Source organism: Nocardioides marmoriginsengisoli (genome assembly GCF_003725695.1).
Classification (GTDB): Bacteria; Actinomycetota; Actinomycetes; order Propionibacteriales; family Nocardioidaceae; genus Marmoricola; species Marmoricola marmoriginsengisoli.
On record NZ_RJSE01000002.1, the window covers coordinates 121,545 to 140,983 of the forward strand.

A 19,439-nucleotide genomic window follows, 5' to 3' on the forward strand; every position below is an offset into this window, starting at 1 on the left:
GGTCTCCTTCTCAGCCGCCCGCGGCCAGCGCCCGGAAGCGCCGCGCCTGGGCGGTCCGTTCCGCCAACCGCTGCGTGTCGAGGTCCTCGACCCGCGCGGATTGCAGCAGCGCCGTGGTCTCCCGTACGGCGCCTGCGTTGTTCGCGAGCAGGGCCTGGACCAGGTCGTCGGTCGTCGCCTGCAGCTCAGCGACCGGGACCACGGCGGTCGCGATCCCGAGATCGGCCGCCTCGGGCGCCGAGACCTGCCGAGCGGTCGCGCAGATCTCCAGTGCCCTTGAGTAGCCAACAAGGTCGACCAGCGGCTTTGTTCCCGCGAGGTCCGGTACCAACCCGAGCGCGGGCTCCTTCATGCAGAACCAGGCGTCCTCGGCGACCACCCGCAGGTCGCAGGCCAGGGCCAGCTGGAAGCCGGCGCCGATGGCGTAGCCGTGCACCTCGGCGATGCTGATGAACCGCGGGTCGGTCAGCCAGGTGAAGCCCTGCTGGTAACCGTCGATGGTGTCGATGATGGTCTGGTCCGCGGCGTTCATCAGCCCCAGCATGTGCTCCTCCCCCGGGACGCCCTCCGGGCTGAGCAGCCCGAGGTCGAGTCCCGCCGAGAAGCACGAACCGGCACCGCGGAGCACCACCACCCGGATCTCGTCGTCCAGGGCGGCACCGATCGCGGCCAGCGAGTGCCACATCGACGGCACCTGGGAGTTGCGCCGGTCAGGAGCGTTCAGGGTGATCGTCGCGACCGGACCGTCCACGGACAGGGAGAGCCGCGAGGCGGCGAGAGCGTCGGCAGAGGGAAGCATGGAACGAACACTAGTGCGGACCGCAGACGTCCAGCGCCCGCGGACCTCGGGCGTCTGGCGAGGTGCCGCGTCAGGCGAGCGAGATCAGGTCCAGGTAGTCGTCGCTCCAGAGATCCTCGTCACCGTCGGGCAGCAGCAGCACCCGGTCCGGCTCCAGGGCCTGGACGGCTCCCTCGTCGTGGGTGACCAGCACGATCGCGCCCTGGTAGGACCGGATCGCCGCCAGCACCTCCTCGCGCGACGCGGGATCGAGGTTGTTGGTCGGTTCGTCGAGCAGCAGCACGTTGGCCGAGGAGACCACCAGGATCGCCAGCGCCAGCCGGGTCTTCTCGCCGCCGGAGAGCACGCTGGCGGGCTTGGTGGCGTCGTCGCCGCTGAACAGGAACGACCCGAGCACCGACCGGGTCTCCGCATCGGTCAGCTGCGGCGCCGACGTACGCATGTTCTCCAGCACGGTCCGCGAGGTGTCCAGCGTCTCGTGCTCCTGGGCGTAGTACCCGATCTTCAGCCCGTGGCCGGGGACCAGCGACCCGGTGTCACCGCGGTCGACTCCGGCGAGGATCCGCAGCATCGTGGTCTTGCCGGCGCCGTTCAGGCCGAGGATGACCACCCGGGACCCGCGGTCGATCGCCAGGTCGACGTCGGTGAAGACCTCCAGAGAACCGTAGGACTTGGAGAGCCCCTCCGCCATCAGGGGAGTCTTCCCGCAGGCGGCCGGCTCCGGGAACTTGATCTTGGCGACCTTGTCCGCCGCGCGAACGCCCTCGAGCCCGTCCATCATCTTCTCGGCGCGCTTGATCATCGACTGCGCCGCCTTGGCCTTCGACGCCTTGGCCCGCATCTTGTTCGCCTGCGCCATCAGGGTCTCGGCGGTCTTCTCGGCGGCGGCACGTTCCTTCTTGCGGCGGTGCTCGTCGTTCTCGCGCTGCTGGAGGTAGTTCTTCCAGGTCATGTTGTAGAGGTCGATCTCGGCCCGGTTGGCGTCCAGGTACAGCACCTTGTTGACGACGGCCTCGAGCAGCTCGACGTCGTGGCTGATCACCACCAGTCCCCCGCTGAAGGTCGCCAGGAACTGCCGCAGCCAGACGATCGAGTCGGCGTCCAGGTGGTTGGTCGGCTCGTCGAGCAGCAGGATGTCCGCGCCCGAGAAGATGATCCGGGCCAGCTCGACCCGGCGGCGCTGGCCACCGGAGAGCGTCTTGAGCTGCTGGCCGAGCAACCGGTCGTCGATCCCGAGCCCGGCGGCGATCTGGGCGGCCTCCGCCTCGGCCGCGTATCCCCCGGCGGCGTGGAAAGCGGTGTCGGCCTTCTCGTACCGCTTCATCCCCTGCTCGCGGATCGCGGGGTCGTCCGATGCCATCTCGGCCTCGGCGGCCCGCAGGCGTGCCACCACGGTGTCCAGGCCGCGTACCGAGAGGATCCTGTCCCGGGCCAGCACCTCGGGATCGCCGGTGCGCGGATCCTGGGGCAGGTAGCCCAGGGTGCCGGAGTTGGTGACGGTCCCGGAGGCGGGCAGGCCCTCGCCGGCGAGGATCTTGGTGAGCGTGGTCTTCCCGGCCCCGTTGCGGCCCACCAGGCCGATGCGGTCGCCGGTCGCGATGCGGAACGACACGTTCTCCATCAGGAGTCGGGCGCCGGCACGGACTTCGAGGCGGGAGGCTGTGATCACGGAGGCATTAGTCTACGAGTCGCACATCCGAACGAGCGAGGCGGGCCATGCGATTCAACCCGAGGGCGAAGATCGACCAGAGCCAGACCGAGCACCGCGCTGGCGGTGGCGGCGGGCTGGGTGGCGGATTGGGTGGCGGACTGGGCGGCCGCGGCGGCGGGAAGCTGACCGTCGGCGGCATCCTGATCGTCGGGGTGATCTTCCTGATCAACCAGTTCACCGGTGTGGACCTGGGCGCGGTGATCCCGAACGGCTCAGGTGACGGCTCCGGCCAGACCGAGGAGTCGACCTGCCGGACCGGCGAGGACGCCAGCGCCTCCGACCAGTGCGCGATCGACCTGATCACCGTCTCGGTGCAGGACTACTGGAAGGACGCCTTCCCCGCCCAGGTCAAGGGCGCCCCGGCGTACCAGCCGATCAAGACGGTCACCTTCTCCGGCTCGACCGCGTCGGGCTGCGGCACCGCCCAGTCGGCGATGGGCCCGTTCTACTGCCCGAACGACAAGCGGGTCTACCTCGACGTCAACTTCCTGAAGGACATGCTCGAAGGCGACCTCGGGGCCAAGGGCGGCACCTTCGCACTCGCCTACGTGATCGGACACGAGTACGGCCACTACATCGAGGACCAGCTCGGCATCCTCGGGCAGATGCGCACCCAGCAGGGCCCGCGGAGCGACTCGGTCAAGGCCGAGCTGATGGCGGACTGCCTCGGCGGGATGTGGGCCAGGGAGGCGTCCAACACCGAGGACGCCGACGGCAACAAGATCATCGAGGAGCTCACCCAGGACGACATCGCCCGCGCGATCGACGCCGCCCAGGCGGTCGGCGACGACCGGATCCAGCAGGCCGGCGGAGGCGGGGTCAACGAGGAGGCCTGGACCCACGGGTCGGCCGCCCAGCGCAAGCACTGGTTCACCATCGGCATGGAGCAGGGCTCGCTCCGCGCCTGCAACACCTTCGCCGACGGGGCACTCTGACCCCAGCGCTGAGACCGCGAGCCGTACGTCGGTCCGCGACTGGTTCAATGGGGCGGTAACAGCAGCCTGATCGCCGAGGAGACCCATGTCCACCGCCGCACAAGAGACTCAGCAGACCGGGACGCCGGAGGACCGCGAGATCCTGGCGATCGCCCGTGAGCAGGTGCTGGAGCGCGGCGTACCGCTGACCGAGGACCAGATCCTCCGGGTGATGAAGACCTCCGACGACGCGCTGACCGACCTGCTCGCGCTGGCCCACGAGGTCCGGATGAAGTGGTGCGGCCCGGAGATCGAGGTCGAGGGCATCGTCTCGATCAAGACCGGCGGCTGTCCCGAGGACTGTCACTTCTGCTCGCAGTCGGGCCAGTTCACCTCCCCGGTGCGCTCGGTCTGGCTGAACATCCCCGAGCTGGTCAAGGCCGCCGAGCAGACCGCCGCCACCGGTGCCAGCGAGTTCTGCATCGTCGCCGCCGTGCGCGGTCCCGACGAGCGGCTGATGACCCAGATGCGCGAGGGTGTGAAGGCGATCAAGGAGGCCGTCGACATCGAGGTCGCCGCGTCCCTGGGCATGCTCAGCCAGGAGCAGGTCGACGACCTGGTCGACATGGGCATCCACCGCTACAACCACAACCTCGAAGCCGCGAAGAGCTTCTTCCCGAACGTCGTCACCACGCACTCCTGGGAGGAGCGCTGGGAGACCTGCGAGATGGTCCGCGCCTCCGGCATGGAGCTCTGCTGCGGCTGCCTGGTCGGGATGGGCGAGACCGTCGAGCAGCGGGCCGAGCTCGCCGGCCAGCTCGGTGAGCTGCAGCCCGACGAGGTCCCGCTGAACTTCCTGAACCCGCGTCCCGGCACCCCGTTCGGCGACCTGCCGCTGATGGAGTCCACCGAGGCGCTGCGCACCATCGCCGCCTTCCGGCTGGCGCTGCCGCGCACGATCCTCCGGTACGCCGGTGGCCGCGAGCTGACCCTGGGCGACCTGGGCACCCGCGACGGCCTGCTCGGCGGCATCAACGCCGTCATCGTCGGCAACTACCTGACCACGCTCGGCCGGGACCCGAAGGAGGACCTCGCCCTCCTCGCGGACCTCAAGATGCCGATCAAGGCGCTCAGCAGCAGCCTGTGATGGACGTGGTCGACCAGGTGTACTGCGGTCACTGCGGGCTCGAGCGCAGCGACGGCACCCACGACGCCTGCAACGAACGCCTCCGGATGGAGCCGCCGCGGTACTGCACCCGGTGCCACCGCCGGATGCAGGTCCAGGTGTCCCCCACGTCGTGGACGGCCCGTTGCGTGGAGCACGGCGAGACCAGCTCGACGTGAGCACGAGGGGCATCTCGACAGGCTCGATGTCCGGCGAGCAGCTCGCGTTCGACCGCGAGCACCTCTGGCACCCGTACTCGAGCATGACCGCGCCGACCCGGGTCTACCCGGTCGACTCGGCTGCCGGCGTCCGCCTCCGGCTCCAGCGGGACGGCCGGCCCGTCGAGGTCGTCGACGCGATGTCGTCCTGGTGGGCGGCCCAGCACGGGTACGCCGTCCCGGAGCTCGACGCCGCCGTCCGCGACCAGCTCGGCCGGATGAGCCACGTGATGTTCGGCGGCCTGACCCACGAGCCCGCCGTCGAGCTGGGCCGGCGCCTGGTGGACCTCGCCCCGGCGGGCCTCGACAAGGTCTTCCTCGCGGACTCGGGCAGCGTCTCCGTCGAGGTGGCGATGAAGATGGCCTGGCAGGCGCACGCCGCGAGCGGCCTCTCCCGGACCAAGATGTTCACCGTCCGCGGCGGCTACCACGGCGACACCTTCTCGCCGATGAGCGTGACCGACCCCGACGGCGGCATGCACAGCATGTACGGCGGCCTGCTGATCGAGCACGTCTTCGCCGACAAGCCGCCCGCACCGGACGAGCCCCTCGACACGTGGATCGAGGAGACCACGCGCCTCTTCGAGCAGCACGCCGACGAGATCGCTGCGGTGATCATCGAGCCGCTGCTGCAGGGGGCCGGCGGGATGCACGTCTACTCCCCCGACGCCGTACGCCACCTGGCCGCGCTGGCCCGTCGCCACGGCGCCCTGGTGATCTTCGACGAGATCGCCACCGGGTTCTGGCGCACCGGCACCCGCTGGGCCGGGGACCGCTGCGACGTCGTCCCGGACATCCTCTGCGTCGGCAAGGCCCTCACCGGCGGCTACCTGACCCTGGCCGCCGCCATCACGACCGCCGACGTGGCGGCCCGCGTCGACGCGAGCCCCGCCGGCGCGATGATGCACGGGCCGACCTTCATGGCGAACCCGCTCGCCTGCGCCGTCGCCTGCGCCAACCTGGATCTCCTCGCCTCCTACGACGTCGCCGCCACCGTGGGACGGATCGAGGCGGACCTGACCCAGGGGCTCGCACCGGCCGGCGAGCTCGCGAGCGTGGCCGGCGTCCGCACGATCGGCGCCGTCGGCGTCCTCGAGCTCCGCGAGCCGGTCGACGTCGCCCGGGTCACCGAGGCCGCGCTCGATCGCGGCGTCTGGGTCCGGCCGTTCCGCAACCTCGTCTACGCGATGCCGCCGTTCATCTGCACCCGGGCCGACATCGCCACCATCACGGCTGCGATGATCGGAGCCGTGGAGGAGGTGCACGGATGAGCGGCTTCAGCGACTGGCTCGCCGCGCGAGCAGCCACCCGGGAGACGGCCGGTCTGACGAGGCGTCTCTTCGCCAGCGACACCGCCGGCCCGATGATCGACCTCGCCGGGAACGACTACCTGGGACTCTCCCGTGATCCGCGCGTCGTCGCGGGGGCGACCAAGGCGTCCGAGGCGTACGGCGCCGGAGCGGGCGCCTCCCGCCTGGTCACCGGCACGCTCAGCATCCACGACCAGCTCGAGGCCGCACTCGCCTCGTTCACCGGCTTCCCGAGCGCCCTCGCGCTCAGCACCGGCTACCACGCCAACCTCGCCGTGGTCGCGGCGCTGGCGGACGCCGACACCCTGATCGTCAGCGACGCGCACGTGCACGCCAGCATGATCGACGCCTGCCGCCTCTCCCGCGGCGCGGTCCAGGTGGTGCCGCACAACGACGCCCCGGCCGTCGAGCATGCCCTGGCGAACCGCACCCAGCCACGGGCGATCGTGCTGATCGAGACGATCTACTCGGTCCTCGGCGACGCGGCGCCGGTGGCCGAGCTCGCGGCAGCCTGCGCACGCCACGACGCCCTGCTGATCGCCGACGAGGCCCACGCCCTCGGGGTGGCGGGGCCAGGCGGACGCGGTCTCCTGCACCAGGCTGACCTCACCGGGCAGGACCACGTCGTCGCCACCCTGACGCTGAGCAAGTCCCTGGGCAGCCAGGGCGGCGCGATTCTGGCGAGCCCGGCGATCCGCGACCACCTGATCAACACGGCCCGGCCGTTCATCTACGACACCGGCCTGGCGCCCGCCGCTGCCGGCGCCGCGCTGGCCGCTCTCGACGTGATCGCGGACGAGCCGGAGCGGGTGCGCCGGGTCCTGGACGTGGCGACGACCCTGGCCGACGCCTGCGAGGTCGACGTACCAGCAGGTGCCGTCCTGGCCGTCCCGATGCCGGGTCCGACCGAGGCAGTCGCGGCTGTCGCTGAGGCAGCGAGCCAAGGCGTCCGGATCGGTTGCTTCCGGCCGCCGTCCACGCCGGACGGGATCTCCCGGCTGCGGCTCACCGCGCACGCCCACCTGACCGATCCGGAGCTGGACCGGGCCCGCACGGTGCTGCTGAGCCTGCGATGACGATCTGGTTCGTCACCGGGACCGACACCGGCGTCGGCAAGACCGTCGCCACCGCAGCGCTCGTCGCGGTGCTGCGGGCCGACGGCCGGTCGCCGTACGTGGTGAAGCCGGCGCAGACGGGCGTCGAGCCGGACGAGATCGGCGACCTCGACGACATCCGTCGGTTGACCGGCGGCGTCCCCGGGCACGAAGGCGCTCGGCTCCGGCTGCCGCTGGCCCCGGACACGGCCGCCCGGCTCGAAGGCGTCGACCTCCCGGCCCTGGCCGCCCAGCACGAGGCCCTGCTGGACGCTGCCGCCCACCACGACGTCCTGGTCGAGGGGGCCGGCGGGATCCTGGTCCGCGTCGGCGCCGACTGGAACCTGCTCGACCTGGCCCAGAGCGTCGCGCACCGCGGCATCGAGGTCGCCTTCGTCGTCGTCGCCCGCTCCGGCCTCGGGACCCTGAACCATGCCGCGCTGACGGTGGCGGCGATCCAGTCCCGCGACCTCCCCGTCGCGGGCGTGCTGATCGGCTCCTGGCCGGACGACCCGGACCTCGCCTCCGAGCAGAACCTGCTCGACCTGCCGACGCTGACCGGCGTACCGGTCCTCGGCCGGATCCCCGAGGGAGCCGGCCGGTACGACGACCAGTCCTTCACCGCCGCCGCCCCGACCTGGCTCCAACTCCCCGCGGGGTGAGCAGACCGACCGAAGCGGCCCACTCGACCGACAACTAGGGCCTCCTCAACGGAGTAGGGACTCGACCTGCGGGGCCTGGCGCTGGAGGGCGCGGAGGTGCGGGGCGACCGACGGATGGTTGAACTTGCCGGCCAGGGCACCTTCCCCTGGCGCGATCCGGGACAACGCCCACTCCGCCCGGGTGAACGCGGTGTAGACGCACATCACGACCGCCGCGGTCCGTACAGCGTCGGCGTCCACCGCACCCGACGAGGAGACGACCCCGTCCAGGTACGTCGACAGCAGCACCTCGAAGTCTTCGCGGACGCTCAGGGCGTAGTAGCCGAGGTCGGTCCCGACCGGACCGATGCCGAAGCCCTGCCAGTCGATGGCCACTGCGTCCTCGCCCCGCGAGGCGACCACGTTGCCGGGCACCGCATCACCGTGCAGGCGACCCGCGGGTGCCGCAGCAGCCGCCGCGAGCCACTGCCTCCGGGAGCTCCAGAGGAAGGCCGCCGTGTCGGCGATCGTCGTCCGGGCCAGGGTCGGCCAGCCGCCGCGAGCCTCCGCCAGCGCCAACCGGTCGACCAGCGTCCGGCGCGCAGCCCAGGGCACGTCTGCGTACGGACCCGCCGCGAACCTGCCGAGGGCACGGGCGACGAACAGCGCGGGCGGCGGCTCGGCCACGACCTCCTCGGTCATCAGCGTGCAGCCCTCGTCGTCCTCCTCGAGCCGCAGCACCCGGGCCGGGACGAGCCCGGGACCGTCCACGACACCGGGATCGAGAGCGACCTCCGCCTCGCGCCGCCAGTACGCCGCATGGGTGCGATCGCTGAGGAACGACTCCTCGTCCGGCAGCGGCCGGCGCAGCCGCTTGACCACCACGTCGGTGCCCTCGACCCTCGCCCGCCAGATCCCGGCGGTGGTCGGTCCGGCGGCACGCCCGAGCGCCCTCCAGGCGGGGTCGGGCTGCCACATGGCGCCCATCGTGCCAGGTGCAGCAAGGCGCCATAGCCCGAACGGGGCATGTACAGGTATCCGTTCGGCCGAGCAGGGTGAGGGACGTCCATCCACCAACATCCGGGAGCCATCGTGGAAACCACACCGAAGTCTCTGACCCGTGCCGCCCGTCTGGGCCGGCACCTGCGCCGCAACCTGGTCGCCTACGCCGCGTTGTTCGTCGCGCTGTCGCTGACCCCGTTGCCCAGCTACGCGGCCAGCGTCGCGATCGGCACCAAGGGCATCAAGAACGGGGCGGTGACCACGCCGAAGCTCGCCAACGGAGCGGTCAAGCCCGCCAAGATCGCCGCCAACGCGGTCGGCAGCGCGAAGATTGCCAACGGCTCGGTCCAGACGGCCGACCTCGCCGCCGGGGCGCGCGGGTTCACGAAGATCGTCGCCAAGCGAGCCCAGTTCGCTGTCGTCAACGGAGGCACGTCGACGTTCACCGTGGTCTGCGATGCCGGCCAGGTCGCCATCGGCGGCGGCGCCTACGCGTCCTCGGGCTTGATCATCGGCGGCGGTACCAGTGGCACGATGATCCGCAGCCACCCGACCGTCCCGATCTCCTTCCCGTTCCCGGGGAGCGGTCCCGCCAGCACCGGCGACGCCCCGAACGGGTGGCGCACGGCGGTCATCAACAACACCGGCGACGACGGCACGGCCACGCACTACGCGATGTGCGCCTCGAAGTAGCCGACGACGAACTGAGGGCGTCCGGGTTTCCCGGGCGCCCTCAGGCGTTGGTGACGGAGATCGTGACCGCGCAGGCTTCCGCGATCGCCGCCTCCAGCACCGCCCGCCGCGGGTCTGGCACGGTCAGGAACTCGCCGACCACGGGGATCCGGGAGAGGCGCGGATCGTTCAGCACCTCGGTGACGGCGACCTGGTCGCCCCCGACGACGAGCACCGGGACCGACCCGGCGATCCGGGCCGCGTGGTCGGCCGCCGCTTCGAAGGCGATCCGGGCCTGGTTGCCGCGCCGCCGGGCGAACCGCTGCTGGCTCTGCCCGCCCGCCTTGGTGCGCCCCTGCACGTGGCGCTGGCCGACCTTGGACTCCTCCATCAACTCCCCGGCGAGTCGCGCGACGGCGAAACCACCCTTGCGGACGAGCAGCACTCCCCAGTCATCGGGAGGCGCGCAAGCGGCGACGAACGAGCCGACCTCGGCCGGACCGGAGTACGAGCCCGAGAACGGGAGCGATGCCGAGAACGTGGACGTGTCGGCGGCCTCCCCGAGTAGCGAGCCGTCGGCGACGCGCAGCGAGCAAGCCCCGTGCCGGGCGGTGAAGTTCTCGATCCAGCGCGGCAGGCGGGTGGGCGCCACTGTTACGACCGTCACCAGGTCTCGACCCGCCCTTCTGGGTTCGCGAGCTCACCCAGAGGCTTGCTCGACCTCTTCGGGTCGTTACCCCGTTCGTTCCTCACGCGGCAACGCCTCAGACGTTAAATCCAAGCGCCCGTAGCTGCTCGCGACCGTCGTCGGTGATCTTGTCCGGACCCCACGGCGGCATCCAGACCCAGTTGATGGTGACCTCGCCGACGAGGCCCTCCAGGGCGGTGTTCGTCTGGTCCTGGATCACGTCGGTGAGCGGGCACGCCGCGGAGGTCAGCGTCATGTCGAGCACCAGGTTCGAGGAGGTGTCCAGGTTGACGCCGTACACCAGGCCCAGGTCGACGACGTTGATGCCGAGCTCCGGGTCGACGACGTCCTTCATCGCCTCCAGGACGTCGTCCTCGGTCGTCATCGTGGAGCCGCCGAGGTCGACCTCGGGGAGATCGGAGTGGTCGGTGGTCATGAGGGTTCTCCTTGGGCTTGCAGGGCGGCGTCCTTGAACGCCATCCAGGACAGCAGGGCGCACTTCACCCGGGCCGGGAACTTCGCCACTCCGGCGAACGCTATCCCGTCCTCGAGCACGTCTTCATCGGGTACCACCTGGCCCTTGCCCTGCATCAGCTCCAGGAACGCGGCGTGCGTCTCCAGGGCGGCGTCGAGCGGGCGGCCGATCACCAGGTCGGTCATCACCGAGGCCGAGGCCTGGCTGATCGAGCAGCCCTCGGCGGCGTACGACACGTCCTCGACGGTCCCGTCGGCGGCCAGGTGCACCCGCAGGGTGACCTCGTCACCACAGGTCGGGTTCACGTGGTGCACCTCGGACTCGAACGGCTCCCGCAGGCCCGCGTGGTGCGGCGAGCGGTAGTGGTCGAGGATGATCTCCTGGTACAGCGCGTCGAGATCCATCAGGACACCTTGAAGTAGGACTTGGTGTACTCGAGCCCGTCGATCAGCGCGTCGATCTCGGCAGGCGTCGTGTACAGGTACGACGACGCCCGGGTCGTGCTCTGCACGCCGAAGCGCTTGTGCGCCGGCTTCGCGCAGTGGTGACCCGCCCGTACGGCGATCCCGCGGCTGTCGAGCAGCTGCGCGACGTCGTGGGGGTGCACGCCGGCCAGCTCGAACGAGACCGCCCCGCCGCGCAGCGACGCGTCCAGCGGCCCCAGCACCGAGACCCCGCCGACCGAGGCGAGCCCGTCCAGCAGGTAGCGGGTGATCGCCTGCTCATGGGCGTGGATCCGGTCCAGGCCGACGTGGCTGAGGTACTCGACCGCGGCGCCCAGCCCGACCGCCTCGACGATCGGCGGGGTGCCGGCCTCGAACTTGTGCGGGATCGGCGCCCAGGTGGACTTCTCCATCGAGACGGTCGCGATCATCTCGCCGCCGCCCAGGAACGGCGGCAGCGCGTCGAGCGCCTCGGTCCGGCCCCAGAGCACGCCGATCCCGGTGGGGCCGACGACCTTGTGGCCGGTGAAGGCGACGAAGTCGGCGCCGACGGCCTGGACGTCGACCGGCAGCTGCGGAGCCGCCTGCGACGCGTCCAGCACCACGACGGCGCCGATCTCGTGCGCGCGCCGGGCGATCTCGGCGACCGGGTTGATGGTCCCGAGCATGTTGGACACCCAGGTCAGGGCCACGACCTTGACGCCCGGCACCAGCAACGAGTCGATGTTCGACAGGTCGAGCTGACCGTCGTCGGTGAGCCCGAACCAGGACAGCGAGGCACCGGAGCGCTCGCACGCCAGCTGCCACGGCACGATGTTGGAGTGGTGCTCCATCTCGGTGATCACCACCCGGTCCCCCGGTCCCAGCGGGAACGTGCGGGCGACCAGGTTGAGCGCCTCGGTGGCGTTCTTGGTGAAGATCACTTCGTCGCGCGACGGCGCGTTGAGGAACGCCGCGACCTTGTCCCGGGCCGCCTCGAACGCCTCGGTCGACTCGGCCCCGAGCGTGTGCATGGCGCGAGCGATGTTGGCATTGTGGTTCTCCAGGTGGTCGACCATCGCGTCGATCACGACCTGCGGCTTCTGCGAGGTGTTCGCCGAGTCCAGGTAGACCAGCGGCAGGTCGTTCGCGACCGTCCGCCCCAGGATGGGGAAGTCCTTGCGAATGACCTCGAGGTCGCTGAGCAGGCCGTCCATGTGCGTCAGACCGCCGCGGAGACGTACTTGTCGTAGCCGTTGGCCTCCAGCTCGTCCGCCAGCTCGGGACCGCCCTGGTCGGCGACCTTCCCGTTGACGAACACGTGCACGAAGTCAGGCTTGATGTAGCGCAGGATCCGGGTGTAGTGCGTGATCAGCAGGACGCCCTTGTCCCCGGACTCCTTGAAGCGGTTGACGCCCTCGGAGACGATCTTGAGCGCGTCGACGTCGAGGCCGGAGTCGGTCTCGTCGAGGACCGCCACCTTCGGGTCGAGCAGCTCGAGCTGGACGATCTCGTGGCGCTTCTTCTCACCACCGGAGAAGCCCTCGTTGACGTTCCGGCTCGCGAAGGAGGTGTCCATCTTGACCCGGTCCATGGCCTCGTTGACGTCCTTGACCCAGGTGCGCAGCTTCGGGGCCTCGCCGTCGATCGCGGTCTTGGCGGTCCGCAGGAAGTTCGACACCGAGACGCCGGGCACCTCGACCGGGTACTGCATCGCCAGGAAGAGCCCGGCGCGCGCCCGCTCGTCCACGGTCATCGCCAGCACGTCGACCCCGTCGAGGGTGACCGAACCGCCGGTGATGTTGTAGCGCGGGTGACCGGCGATGGAATACGCCAGCGTCGACTTGCCGGACCCGTTCGGGCCCATGATGGCGTGGGTCTCGCCGTCCTTGATCGTCAGGTTGACCCCCTTGAGGATCTCCTTGGGACCGTCTTCGGTGTCGACCGAGACCTGCAGGTCCTTGATCTCCAGCGTTGCCATAATCAGTTCTCTCCTAGATCAACAAGTACGTCGTCACCGGTGATCTGCACCGGGAAGACAGGAACGGGTTCGGTGGCCGGCGGGCCGAGCGGCTTGCCGGTGCGGAGGTCGAAGCGCGAGCCGTGCATCCAGCACTCGATCTCGCAGCCCTCCACGTCGCCCTCGGACAGCGCCACAGCCGCGTGGCTGCACTCGTCCTCGATGGCGTAGAAGTCGTCGCCGTCACGCACGATGGCGATGTCCAGGCCGTCGACCTCCACCCGCAGCGCCGCCCCCGGGGCGACCTCCGCGAGCGAGCAGGCACGAACGAAAGCCATCAGAGCGCCTTCAGGACGTTCTTGGCGAGCTCGGCCTCCACGGTCAGGGTCAGCTTCTCCTCCAGCGCGTCGACACCGATCTTGCGGATCAGGTCGTTGAAGAAGCCGTGCACGACGAGCCGACGGGCCTCGGACTCCTCGATCCCGCGCGAGCGCAGGTAGAACAGCTGCTCGTCGTCGAAGCGGCCGACCGCGGACGCGTGCCCGGCCCCCTCGATCTCACCGGTCTCGATCTCCAGGTTCGGGACCGAGTCGGCCCGGCACCCGTCGGTGAGCACCAGGTTGCGGTTCTCCTCGTAGGTCTCGATGCCCTCGGCGACCTTGCGGATCAGGACGTTGCCGATCCAGACCGCGTGCGCGCCCTCGCCCTGGAGCGCGCCCTTGTAGATGACGTTGCTCTTGGTCTTCGGCGCGGTGTGGTCGACGAACAGCCGGTGCTCGATGTGCTGGCCGGCGTCGGCGAAGTACATCCCGAGCATCTCCACGGAGCCGCCGGGGCCGGCGTACTCGGCGGTGGTGTCGTGCCGGACCAGGTCGCCGCCGAAGGTGACCGCGACGTGCTTGAGGTTGGCGTCGCGACCGATCAGGGCGTGCTGGCTGGAGTGGTGCACCGCGTCGTCGGCCCAGTCCTGCATCGAGACGACGGTCAGGTCGGCGCCGTCCTCGACGACGATCTCGATGTTGTCGGCCAGCACGGCCGAGCCCTCGAACCGCAGGACGACGGTCGCCTTGGAGAACTTCTCCGCGACGATCACGGTGTGCCCGGCGGCCAGGGTGTCGATCCCGGTACCGCTGATGGTGAGGACGGTGGCGCCGGCGGCGACGTGCTCGGTCGGAATCCGTACGACGGTCGCGTCCGGTGCCGCGGCCCAGGCGCGCGCCGAGACCCGGTCCAGCGGAACCAGGCCGGAGGACCCGCGCAGGGCGGAGTCGGCGCCGACCTGCTCGACGACGACGCCGTCTGCGGAGTCGACGTCGACCTTGAGGGTGCCGGTGCCGAACGCGACGTCGTCGGCCAGGCCGCGCAGCCGCTTCAGCGGCGTGAACCGCCAGACCTCCTCGCGACCGGTCGGAACCTCGTGCGCGGCCACGTCGAACGAGCCCTCGGGGTGGAGGTGCGAGTCGACGCGGTCGGTGGACAGTTCGAGCGCCGAGGCGACGCTCTCCTTCGTGATGGTCATCAATTTCTCTCTAGTGGTGAGGACGGGGTGCCGGGACGCAGGGCGTCAGCCGACCGCCCCTTCCATCTGCAGCTCGATCAGCCGGTTGAGCTCGAGCGCGTACTCCATCGGGAGCTCCTTCGCGATCGGCTCCACGAAGCCGCGGACGATCATCGCCATCGCCTCGTCCTGCTCCATGCCGCGCGACATCAGGTAGAACAGCTGGTCGTCGGAGACCTTCGAGACCGAGGCCTCGTGCCCCATCGAGACGTCGTCCTCGCGGATGTCGACGTACGGGTAGGTGTCCGAACGCGAGATCTGGTCGACCAGCAGCGCGTCGCAGAGCACGTTCGACTTCGACCCGTGCGCGCCCTCGTTGATCTGGATCAGCCCCCGGTACGACGTCCGGCCACCGCCACGGGCGACCGACTTCGAGAGGATCGAGGACGACGTGTTCGGAGCGGCGTGCACCATCTTGGCGCCGGCGTCCTGGTGCTGGCCCTCGCCGGCGAACGCGATCGAGAGGGTCTCGCCCTTGGCGTGCTCGCCCATCAGGTAGACGGCGGGGTACTTCATCGTCAGCTTGGAACCGATGTTGCCGTCGACCCATTCCATGGTGGCGCCGGCCTCGCAGATGGCCCGCTTGGTCACCAGGTTGTAGACGTTGTTCGACCAGTTCTGGATGGTCGTGTAGCGGCAGCGGCCGCCCTTCTTGACGATGATCTCGACGACGGCGGAGTGCAGCGAGTCCGAGGAGTAGATCGGCGCTGTGCAGCCCTCGACGTAGTGCACGTAGGCGTCCTCGTCGACGATGATCAGGGTGCGCTCGAACTGGCCCATGTTCTCGGTGTTGATCCGGAAGTAGGCCTGCAGCGGGATGTCCACGTGGACGCCCTTGGGCACGTAGATGAACGAGCCGCCCGACCAGACCGAGGTGTTCAGCGCGGCGAACTTGTTGTCACCGACCGGGATGATCGTGCCGAAGTACTCCTTGAAGAGCTCCTCGTGCTCGCGCAGCGCGGTGTCGGTGTCGACGAAGATGACGCCCTGCTCCTCGAGGTCCTCGCGGATCGAGTGGTAGACGACCTCGGACTCGTACTGCGCGGCCACGCCGGCGACCAGGCGCTGCTTCTCCGCCTCCGGGATGCCGAGCTTGTCGTAGGTGTTCTTGATGTCCTCGGGGAGGTCCTCCCACGAGGTCGCCTGCTTCTCGCTGGAGCGGACGAAGTACTTGATGTTGTCGAAGTCGATCGTCTCCAGCTCGCCGCCCCAGGTGGGCATCGGCTTGCGGTGGAAGAGCTTGAGGCCCTTCAGGCGCAGGTCGAGCATCCACTGCGGCTCGCTCTTCTTGCTCGAGATGTCGCGCACGACGTCCTCGTTGAGGCCGCGCGTCGCCGACGCACCGGCGACGTCGGTGTCGGACCAGCCGAAGTCGTAACGACCGATGCCCTTCAGCTCGGGGTTCAGGTCTTCGATACTCGTCATGAGGACACCTTTTCTTGCCTTGATTCGGGTGAGCGGGGGATGCAGGTCGTGCAGACACCGTCGCCGTGGGCGATGGTGGCGAGCCTCTGTACATGTGAACCGAGAACGCGACCGATCGCTTCCGTCTCGGCCTCGCACAGCTGCGGGAACTCGTGGGCCACGTGCGAGACGGGGCAGTGCTGCTGGCAGAGCTGCTCGCCGACCGGGAGGTCCTTGGCGGTCGCGGAGTAGCCCTCGGCGGTGAAGATCGCTGCGAGCGCCTGCGCCGGCGAGAACCCCGGGTTGGCGGCCATCACGGCGGCGAAGTCCTTCTCGATGAAACCGGCCCGCCGCTCCGCGAAGGCGCGCACGGCCTCCTCGCCGCCGGTCTCGGCCAGGAACCGCAGCGCCTGGACGGCCAGGTCGTCGTACTGCTGGTCGAAGTGGTCGCGACCGGCATCGGTCAGCGCGAAGACCTTGGCCGGCCGGCCGCGGCCCCGGGAGGCCCCGAGCCGCTGCTCGCGAGCCTCGATCGCACCCTCGCCGAGCAGCTGGTCGAGGTGCCGGCGTACGGCGGCCGGGGTCAGCGCCAGGCGCGAGGCGAGAGCCGCCGCGGTGGAGGCGCCGTTCTCCAGGATCGACCGGACGACGCGCTCGCGCGTCGGCTCGTCGATGCCTGAGGACAGGCCCTGGTCGATTTCCACAACACCAGTGTGCCCTTAATGAAATCAAGGATTCAAATAAGGGTCACCTAACCTCTGACCTGCGTAAACGGGCCCCTCTCAGGAAGGGCTCAGGAGCGGAGCCCTAGAATCCGCTGGTGCCTTCCTCCCCCGCTGTCGAGGTTGCCGGCCTCGTGATGCGGTACGGCGACAAGGTGGCCGTCGACGCCCTCGACCTCACCGTCGAGCGGAACACGATCACCGCCGTCCTCGGACCCAACGGCGCCGGCAAGACCACCACCCTGGAAACCTGCGAGGGCTACCGGAGACCGCACGCCGGCTCGGTCCGCGTCCTGGGGATGGACCCGATCCGGCAACGCAGCGCGCTGATCCCCCGGATCGGCGTGATGCTGCAGGGCCAGGGCGCCTGGAGCGGAGCCCGCGCCCTGGAGATGCTGACCCACATCGCCAAGCTGCACGCGAACCCGCTCGACGTGGACATGCTCGCCGACCGGATCGGGCTGCACGACTGCGGCCGGACGCCGTACCGACGGCTCTCCGGGGGCCAGCAGCAGCGCCTCGGCCTGGCGATGGCCGTGGTCGGCCGGCCCGAGGTCGTCTTCGTCGACGAGCCCACCGCCGGGATGGACCCGCTCGCCCGGCGCAGCACCTGGGAACTGCTCGGCGAGCTCCGCGACGACGGCGTCACGGTGGTGCTCACGACCCACTACATGGACGAGGCCGAGCGGCTCGCCGACCGGATCCACATCATCGACCAGGGCCGGATGATCGCCAGCGGGACGCCCCTGGAGCTCACCCGGGGCGGCACCGCCACGATCCGGCTGGTCGTCACCAAGCCGTTCCCCGAGGGCGCCCCCGAGAACCTGCAACGCGCCCTCGGCGACCAGGTCGAGGTCCGCCCGATCAGCGAGATCAGCCTGTTGATCACCGGCCCGGCCGACCACACCACGCTGGCGACGGTGGCCGCCTGGTGCGAGACGCAGGGCGTGCTCCCCGAATCGCTCAACCTCGGCCAGCGCAACCTCGAGGACGTCTTCCTGGAGATCACCGGACGGGAGCTCGAGTCGTGACCGGCACCTTCACCCCGGCCCCCGGCAGTGCGCCGCTCGCGAAGCAGGTCGCGGCACAGGCCCGGATGGAAGCCCGCCTGATGATCCGCAACGGCGAGCAGCTGCTGCTCGCCGTGGTGATCCCGGTGATCGTCCTGATCGGCGGCGTCGTCGGCGCCAACCACGTCGGCTTCGACTTCGACCAGTCCGCGATCGACACCTTCACCCCCGGGGTGCTGGCTCTAGCGGTGATGTCGACGGCGTTCACCTCGCTGGCGATCGCCACCGGGTTCGAGCGCCGGTACGGCGTGATCAAGCGCCTGGGCGCCTCACCCCTCCCCCGGGCCGGCCTGCTGGCCGGCAAGGTCGGCGCGCTGCTCCTGGTCGAGGTCCTCCAGGTGATCGTGATCGGCGCCGTCGCCCTCACCATGGGCTGGAGCCCGGAGCTGAGCCCCGCCGCACTGGCCGCGACCGCTGCCGCGATCCTGCTGGGCACGGCAGCCTTCGCCTCGCTCGGCCTGTTCGTCGCCGGCGTCCTGCGCGCCGAGGCCACCCTGGCCGCCGCCAACCTGATCTACCTGCTGCTGATGGCCGGTGGCGCCGTGGTGCTCCCGGTGTCCGAGTACGGCGGCGCCAAGGTGGTCCTGGACCACCTCCCCTCCGGCGCGCTCGGCGAGGCGATGCGCAACGCGCTGATCCACGGCGAGTTCTCCGGCGGCTACCTCGCCGTGCTCGCGATCTGGGCCGCCGTCGGTACCATCCTCACCGCCAGGACCTTCAAGTGGGAGTAGACCTGGCCCAGCACCTGCGCAGGCTCGCCTGGGCCACGCTGCTCGCCAACGGCCTCCTGGTCGTGACCGGCGGCGCGGTCCGGCTGACCGGCTCCGGGCTCGGCTGCCCGACCTGGCCGCGCTGCACCGACGAGTCGTTCACCCCGCACGGCGAAATGAACATCAACTCGGCCATCGAGTTCGGCAACCGGATGCTCACCTTCGTCCTCGTCGCGATCGCGGTGGCGACCTTCGTCGCGGCCGTCCAGAAGGCCAAGCAGACCGGCAGCACGAGTCTCCGCACGCTGGCCCTGATCCTCGCGCTCGGCATCCCGGCCCAGGCGGTGATCGGCGGCATCACCGTGCTCACCGACCTGAACCCGTGGGTGGTCTCGTTCCACCTGCTCTGCTCGCTGGCGATGATCAGCCTCGCGGTGGCCTTCCTCCGCCAGTCCGACGCGCCCCTCCCGGCCGCCACCTGGACCGGGCCCGTCCGCGCCCTGTCGTGGGCGGCGTACGGGACCCTCTGGGCCGTCCTGTACGTCGGCACGGTCGTCACCGGCTCGGGTCCGCACGCGGGCGACGAGGACGCCCCCCGCAACGGCCTCGACCCGTTGCAGCTCTCCCAGCTCCACGCCGACCTGGTCTTCCTCTTCGTCGGCCTGACCGTGGGCCTTTGGTTCCTGCTGATCGCGACCCGGGCCCGCCCCGAGGCCACCCGCGCCGTCCGGCTGCTGCTGATCGTCGCGGTCGCGCAGGGCGCGATCGGGTTCGTGCAGTACTTCACCGATCTGCCGGTCGTTCTGGTTGGATTCCATATGCTCGGCGCCGCGGTGATGATGGCGACCATGACCTGGACGGTGCTGGCGACCCGCGAAGCCTGAGGAGGCGACCGATGAGCATC

At 70.2% G+C, this 19,439-nt stretch carries 22 protein-coding genes; 10 read left to right on the forward strand and 12 right to left on the reverse strand.

Translation table 11 applies throughout. The features are described 5' to 3' along the window. Positions 1-10 precede the first annotated feature (10 nt). Together EFK50_RS01875 and abc-f are read right to left on the reverse strand one after the other, a co-directional pair. Entirely contained in the window at positions 11-799 is a 789-nt protein-coding gene (locus tag EFK50_RS01875; RefSeq protein ID WP_123225854.1) for an enoyl-CoA hydratase/isomerase family protein, read from the reverse strand. Between the two features lie 70 nt (positions 800-869). Continuing rightward, a complete protein-coding gene (abc-f, locus tag EFK50_RS01880; RefSeq protein ID WP_123225855.1) occupies positions 870-2,468 on the reverse strand; it encodes a ribosomal protection-like ABC-F family protein in 1,599 nt (532 codons plus the stop codon). A gap of 47 nt (positions 2,469-2,515) precedes the next feature. Here abc-f and ypfJ point away from each other — a divergent pair, with 47 nt between their 5' ends. The 6 genes from ypfJ (at position 2,516) to bioD (ending at position 7,873) form a co-directional block, all read left to right on the forward strand. Next, positions 2,516-3,445 (forward strand): KPN_02809 family neutral zinc metallopeptidase, encoded by a 930-nt coding sequence (gene ypfJ / locus EFK50_RS01885; RefSeq protein ID WP_123225856.1) that lies wholly within the window; start codon positions 2,516-2,518, stop codon positions 3,443-3,445. A gap of 85 nt (positions 3,446-3,530) precedes the next feature. Then, positions 3,531-4,571 (forward strand): biotin synthase BioB, encoded by a 1,041-nt coding sequence (gene bioB / locus EFK50_RS01890; RefSeq protein ID WP_123225857.1) that lies wholly within the window; start codon positions 3,531-3,533, stop codon positions 4,569-4,571. Beyond that, complete coding sequence (gene bsaP, locus EFK50_RS01895) at positions 4,571-4,768, forward strand: biotin synthase auxiliary protein BsaP (RefSeq protein ID WP_123225858.1); 198 nt, start codon at positions 4,571-4,573, stop codon at positions 4,766-4,768. The genes bioB and bsaP overlap by 1 nt, the downstream gene beginning before the upstream one ends. Continuing rightward, a complete protein-coding gene (locus EFK50_RS01900; protein ID WP_246003980.1) occupies positions 4,765-6,078 on the forward strand; it encodes an adenosylmethionine--8-amino-7-oxononanoate transaminase in 1,314 nt (437 codons plus the stop codon). The genes bsaP and EFK50_RS01900 overlap by 4 nt, the downstream gene beginning before the upstream one ends. Continuing rightward, complete coding sequence (locus EFK50_RS01905) at positions 6,075-7,193, forward strand: aminotransferase class I/II-fold pyridoxal phosphate-dependent enzyme (RefSeq protein ID WP_123225860.1); 1,119 nt, start codon at positions 6,075-6,077, stop codon at positions 7,191-7,193. The genes EFK50_RS01900 and EFK50_RS01905 overlap by 4 nt, the downstream gene beginning before the upstream one ends. Further along, entirely contained in the window at positions 7,190-7,873 is a 684-nt protein-coding gene (bioD, locus tag EFK50_RS01910) for a dethiobiotin synthase (RefSeq protein ID WP_123225861.1), read from the forward strand. The genes EFK50_RS01905 and bioD overlap by 4 nt, the downstream gene beginning before the upstream one ends. A gap of 45 nt (positions 7,874-7,918) precedes the next feature. Here the strand turns inward: bioD and EFK50_RS01915 are convergent, their stop codons facing one another. Continuing rightward, positions 7,919-8,830, reverse strand: a complete 912-nt coding sequence (locus EFK50_RS01915; protein ID WP_123225862.1) for a phosphotransferase — start codon at positions 8,828-8,830, stop codon at positions 7,919-7,921. A 114-nt stretch (positions 8,831-8,944) separates the two neighbouring features. Here EFK50_RS01915 and EFK50_RS01920 point away from each other — a divergent pair, with 114 nt between their 5' ends. Further along, positions 8,945-9,547 (forward strand): hypothetical protein, encoded by a 603-nt coding sequence (locus EFK50_RS01920; protein ID WP_123225863.1) that lies wholly within the window; start codon positions 8,945-8,947, stop codon positions 9,545-9,547. 40 nt (positions 9,548-9,587) lie between these two features. Here the strand turns inward: EFK50_RS01920 and EFK50_RS01925 are convergent, their stop codons facing one another. The 9 genes from EFK50_RS01925 to EFK50_RS01965 form a co-directional block, all read right to left on the reverse strand. Further along, a complete protein-coding gene (locus EFK50_RS01925; protein WP_246003981.1) occupies positions 9,588-10,178 on the reverse strand; it encodes an acVLRF1 family peptidyl-tRNA hydrolase in 591 nt (196 codons plus the stop codon). Between the two features lie 112 nt (positions 10,179-10,290). Continuing rightward, positions 10,291-10,650: a metal-sulfur cluster assembly factor gene (locus tag EFK50_RS01930; RefSeq protein WP_183407651.1), complete on the reverse strand. Its 360-nt coding sequence runs from the start codon at positions 10,648-10,650 to the stop codon at positions 10,291-10,293. Beyond that, positions 10,647-11,093 carry a Fe-S cluster assembly sulfur transfer protein SufU gene (sufU, locus tag EFK50_RS01935; protein ID WP_123225865.1) on the reverse strand — a complete coding sequence of 149 codons (447 nt, stop codon included), beginning with the start codon at positions 11,091-11,093 and terminating at the stop codon, positions 10,647-10,649. Before sufU ends, EFK50_RS01930 begins: the two co-directional genes overlap by 4 nt. Then, entirely contained in the window at positions 11,093-12,328 is a 1,236-nt protein-coding gene (locus EFK50_RS01940; protein ID WP_123225866.1) for an aminotransferase class V-fold PLP-dependent enzyme, read from the reverse strand. Before EFK50_RS01940 ends, sufU begins: the two co-directional genes overlap by 1 nt. 5 nt (positions 12,329-12,333) lie before the next feature. Further along, entirely contained in the window at positions 12,334-13,092 is a 759-nt protein-coding gene (gene sufC / locus EFK50_RS01945; protein WP_123225867.1) for a Fe-S cluster assembly ATPase SufC, read from the reverse strand. 2 nt (positions 13,093-13,094) lie between these two features. Further along, the gene (locus EFK50_RS01950; RefSeq protein WP_123225868.1) at positions 13,095-13,409 is read right to left on the reverse strand and encodes a non-heme iron oxygenase ferredoxin subunit; all 315 of its coding nucleotides are present in this window, start codon (positions 13,407-13,409) and stop codon (positions 13,095-13,097) included. Next, positions 13,409-14,590 (reverse strand): Fe-S cluster assembly protein SufD, encoded by a 1,182-nt coding sequence (sufD, locus tag EFK50_RS01955; protein ID WP_123225869.1) that lies wholly within the window; start codon positions 14,588-14,590, stop codon positions 13,409-13,411. Before sufD ends, EFK50_RS01950 begins: the two co-directional genes overlap by 1 nt. Before the next feature lie 45 nt (positions 14,591-14,635). Then, positions 14,636-16,054 (reverse strand): Fe-S cluster assembly protein SufB, encoded by a 1,419-nt coding sequence (sufB, locus tag EFK50_RS01960; protein ID WP_123225870.1) that lies wholly within the window; start codon positions 16,052-16,054, stop codon positions 14,636-14,638. Further along, complete coding sequence (locus EFK50_RS01965; RefSeq protein WP_221177245.1) at positions 16,051-16,731, reverse strand: helix-turn-helix transcriptional regulator; 681 nt, start codon at positions 16,729-16,731, stop codon at positions 16,051-16,053. The genes sufB and EFK50_RS01965 overlap by 4 nt, the downstream gene beginning before the upstream one ends. Before the next feature lie 122 nt (positions 16,732-16,853). Here EFK50_RS01965 and EFK50_RS01970 point away from each other — a divergent pair, with 122 nt between their 5' ends. Genes EFK50_RS01970 through EFK50_RS01980 form a run of 3 tightly spaced genes read left to right on the forward strand, consistent with a single transcriptional unit; the run spans position 16,854 to position 19,419 of the window. Further along, positions 16,854-17,786 carry an ABC transporter ATP-binding protein gene (locus tag EFK50_RS01970; RefSeq protein WP_123225872.1) on the forward strand — a complete coding sequence of 311 codons (933 nt, stop codon included), beginning with the start codon at positions 16,854-16,856 and terminating at the stop codon, positions 17,784-17,786. Then, a complete protein-coding gene (locus EFK50_RS01975) occupies positions 17,783-18,556 on the forward strand; it encodes an ABC transporter permease (RefSeq protein ID WP_246003982.1) in 774 nt (257 codons plus the stop codon). The genes EFK50_RS01970 and EFK50_RS01975 overlap by 4 nt, the downstream gene beginning before the upstream one ends. Beyond that, positions 18,547-19,419 carry a COX15/CtaA family protein gene (locus EFK50_RS01980; RefSeq protein ID WP_123225873.1) on the forward strand — a complete coding sequence of 291 codons (873 nt, stop codon included), beginning with the start codon at positions 18,547-18,549 and terminating at the stop codon, positions 19,417-19,419. The genes EFK50_RS01975 and EFK50_RS01980 overlap by 10 nt, the downstream gene beginning before the upstream one ends. Positions 19,420-19,439: the final 20 nt, after the last annotated feature.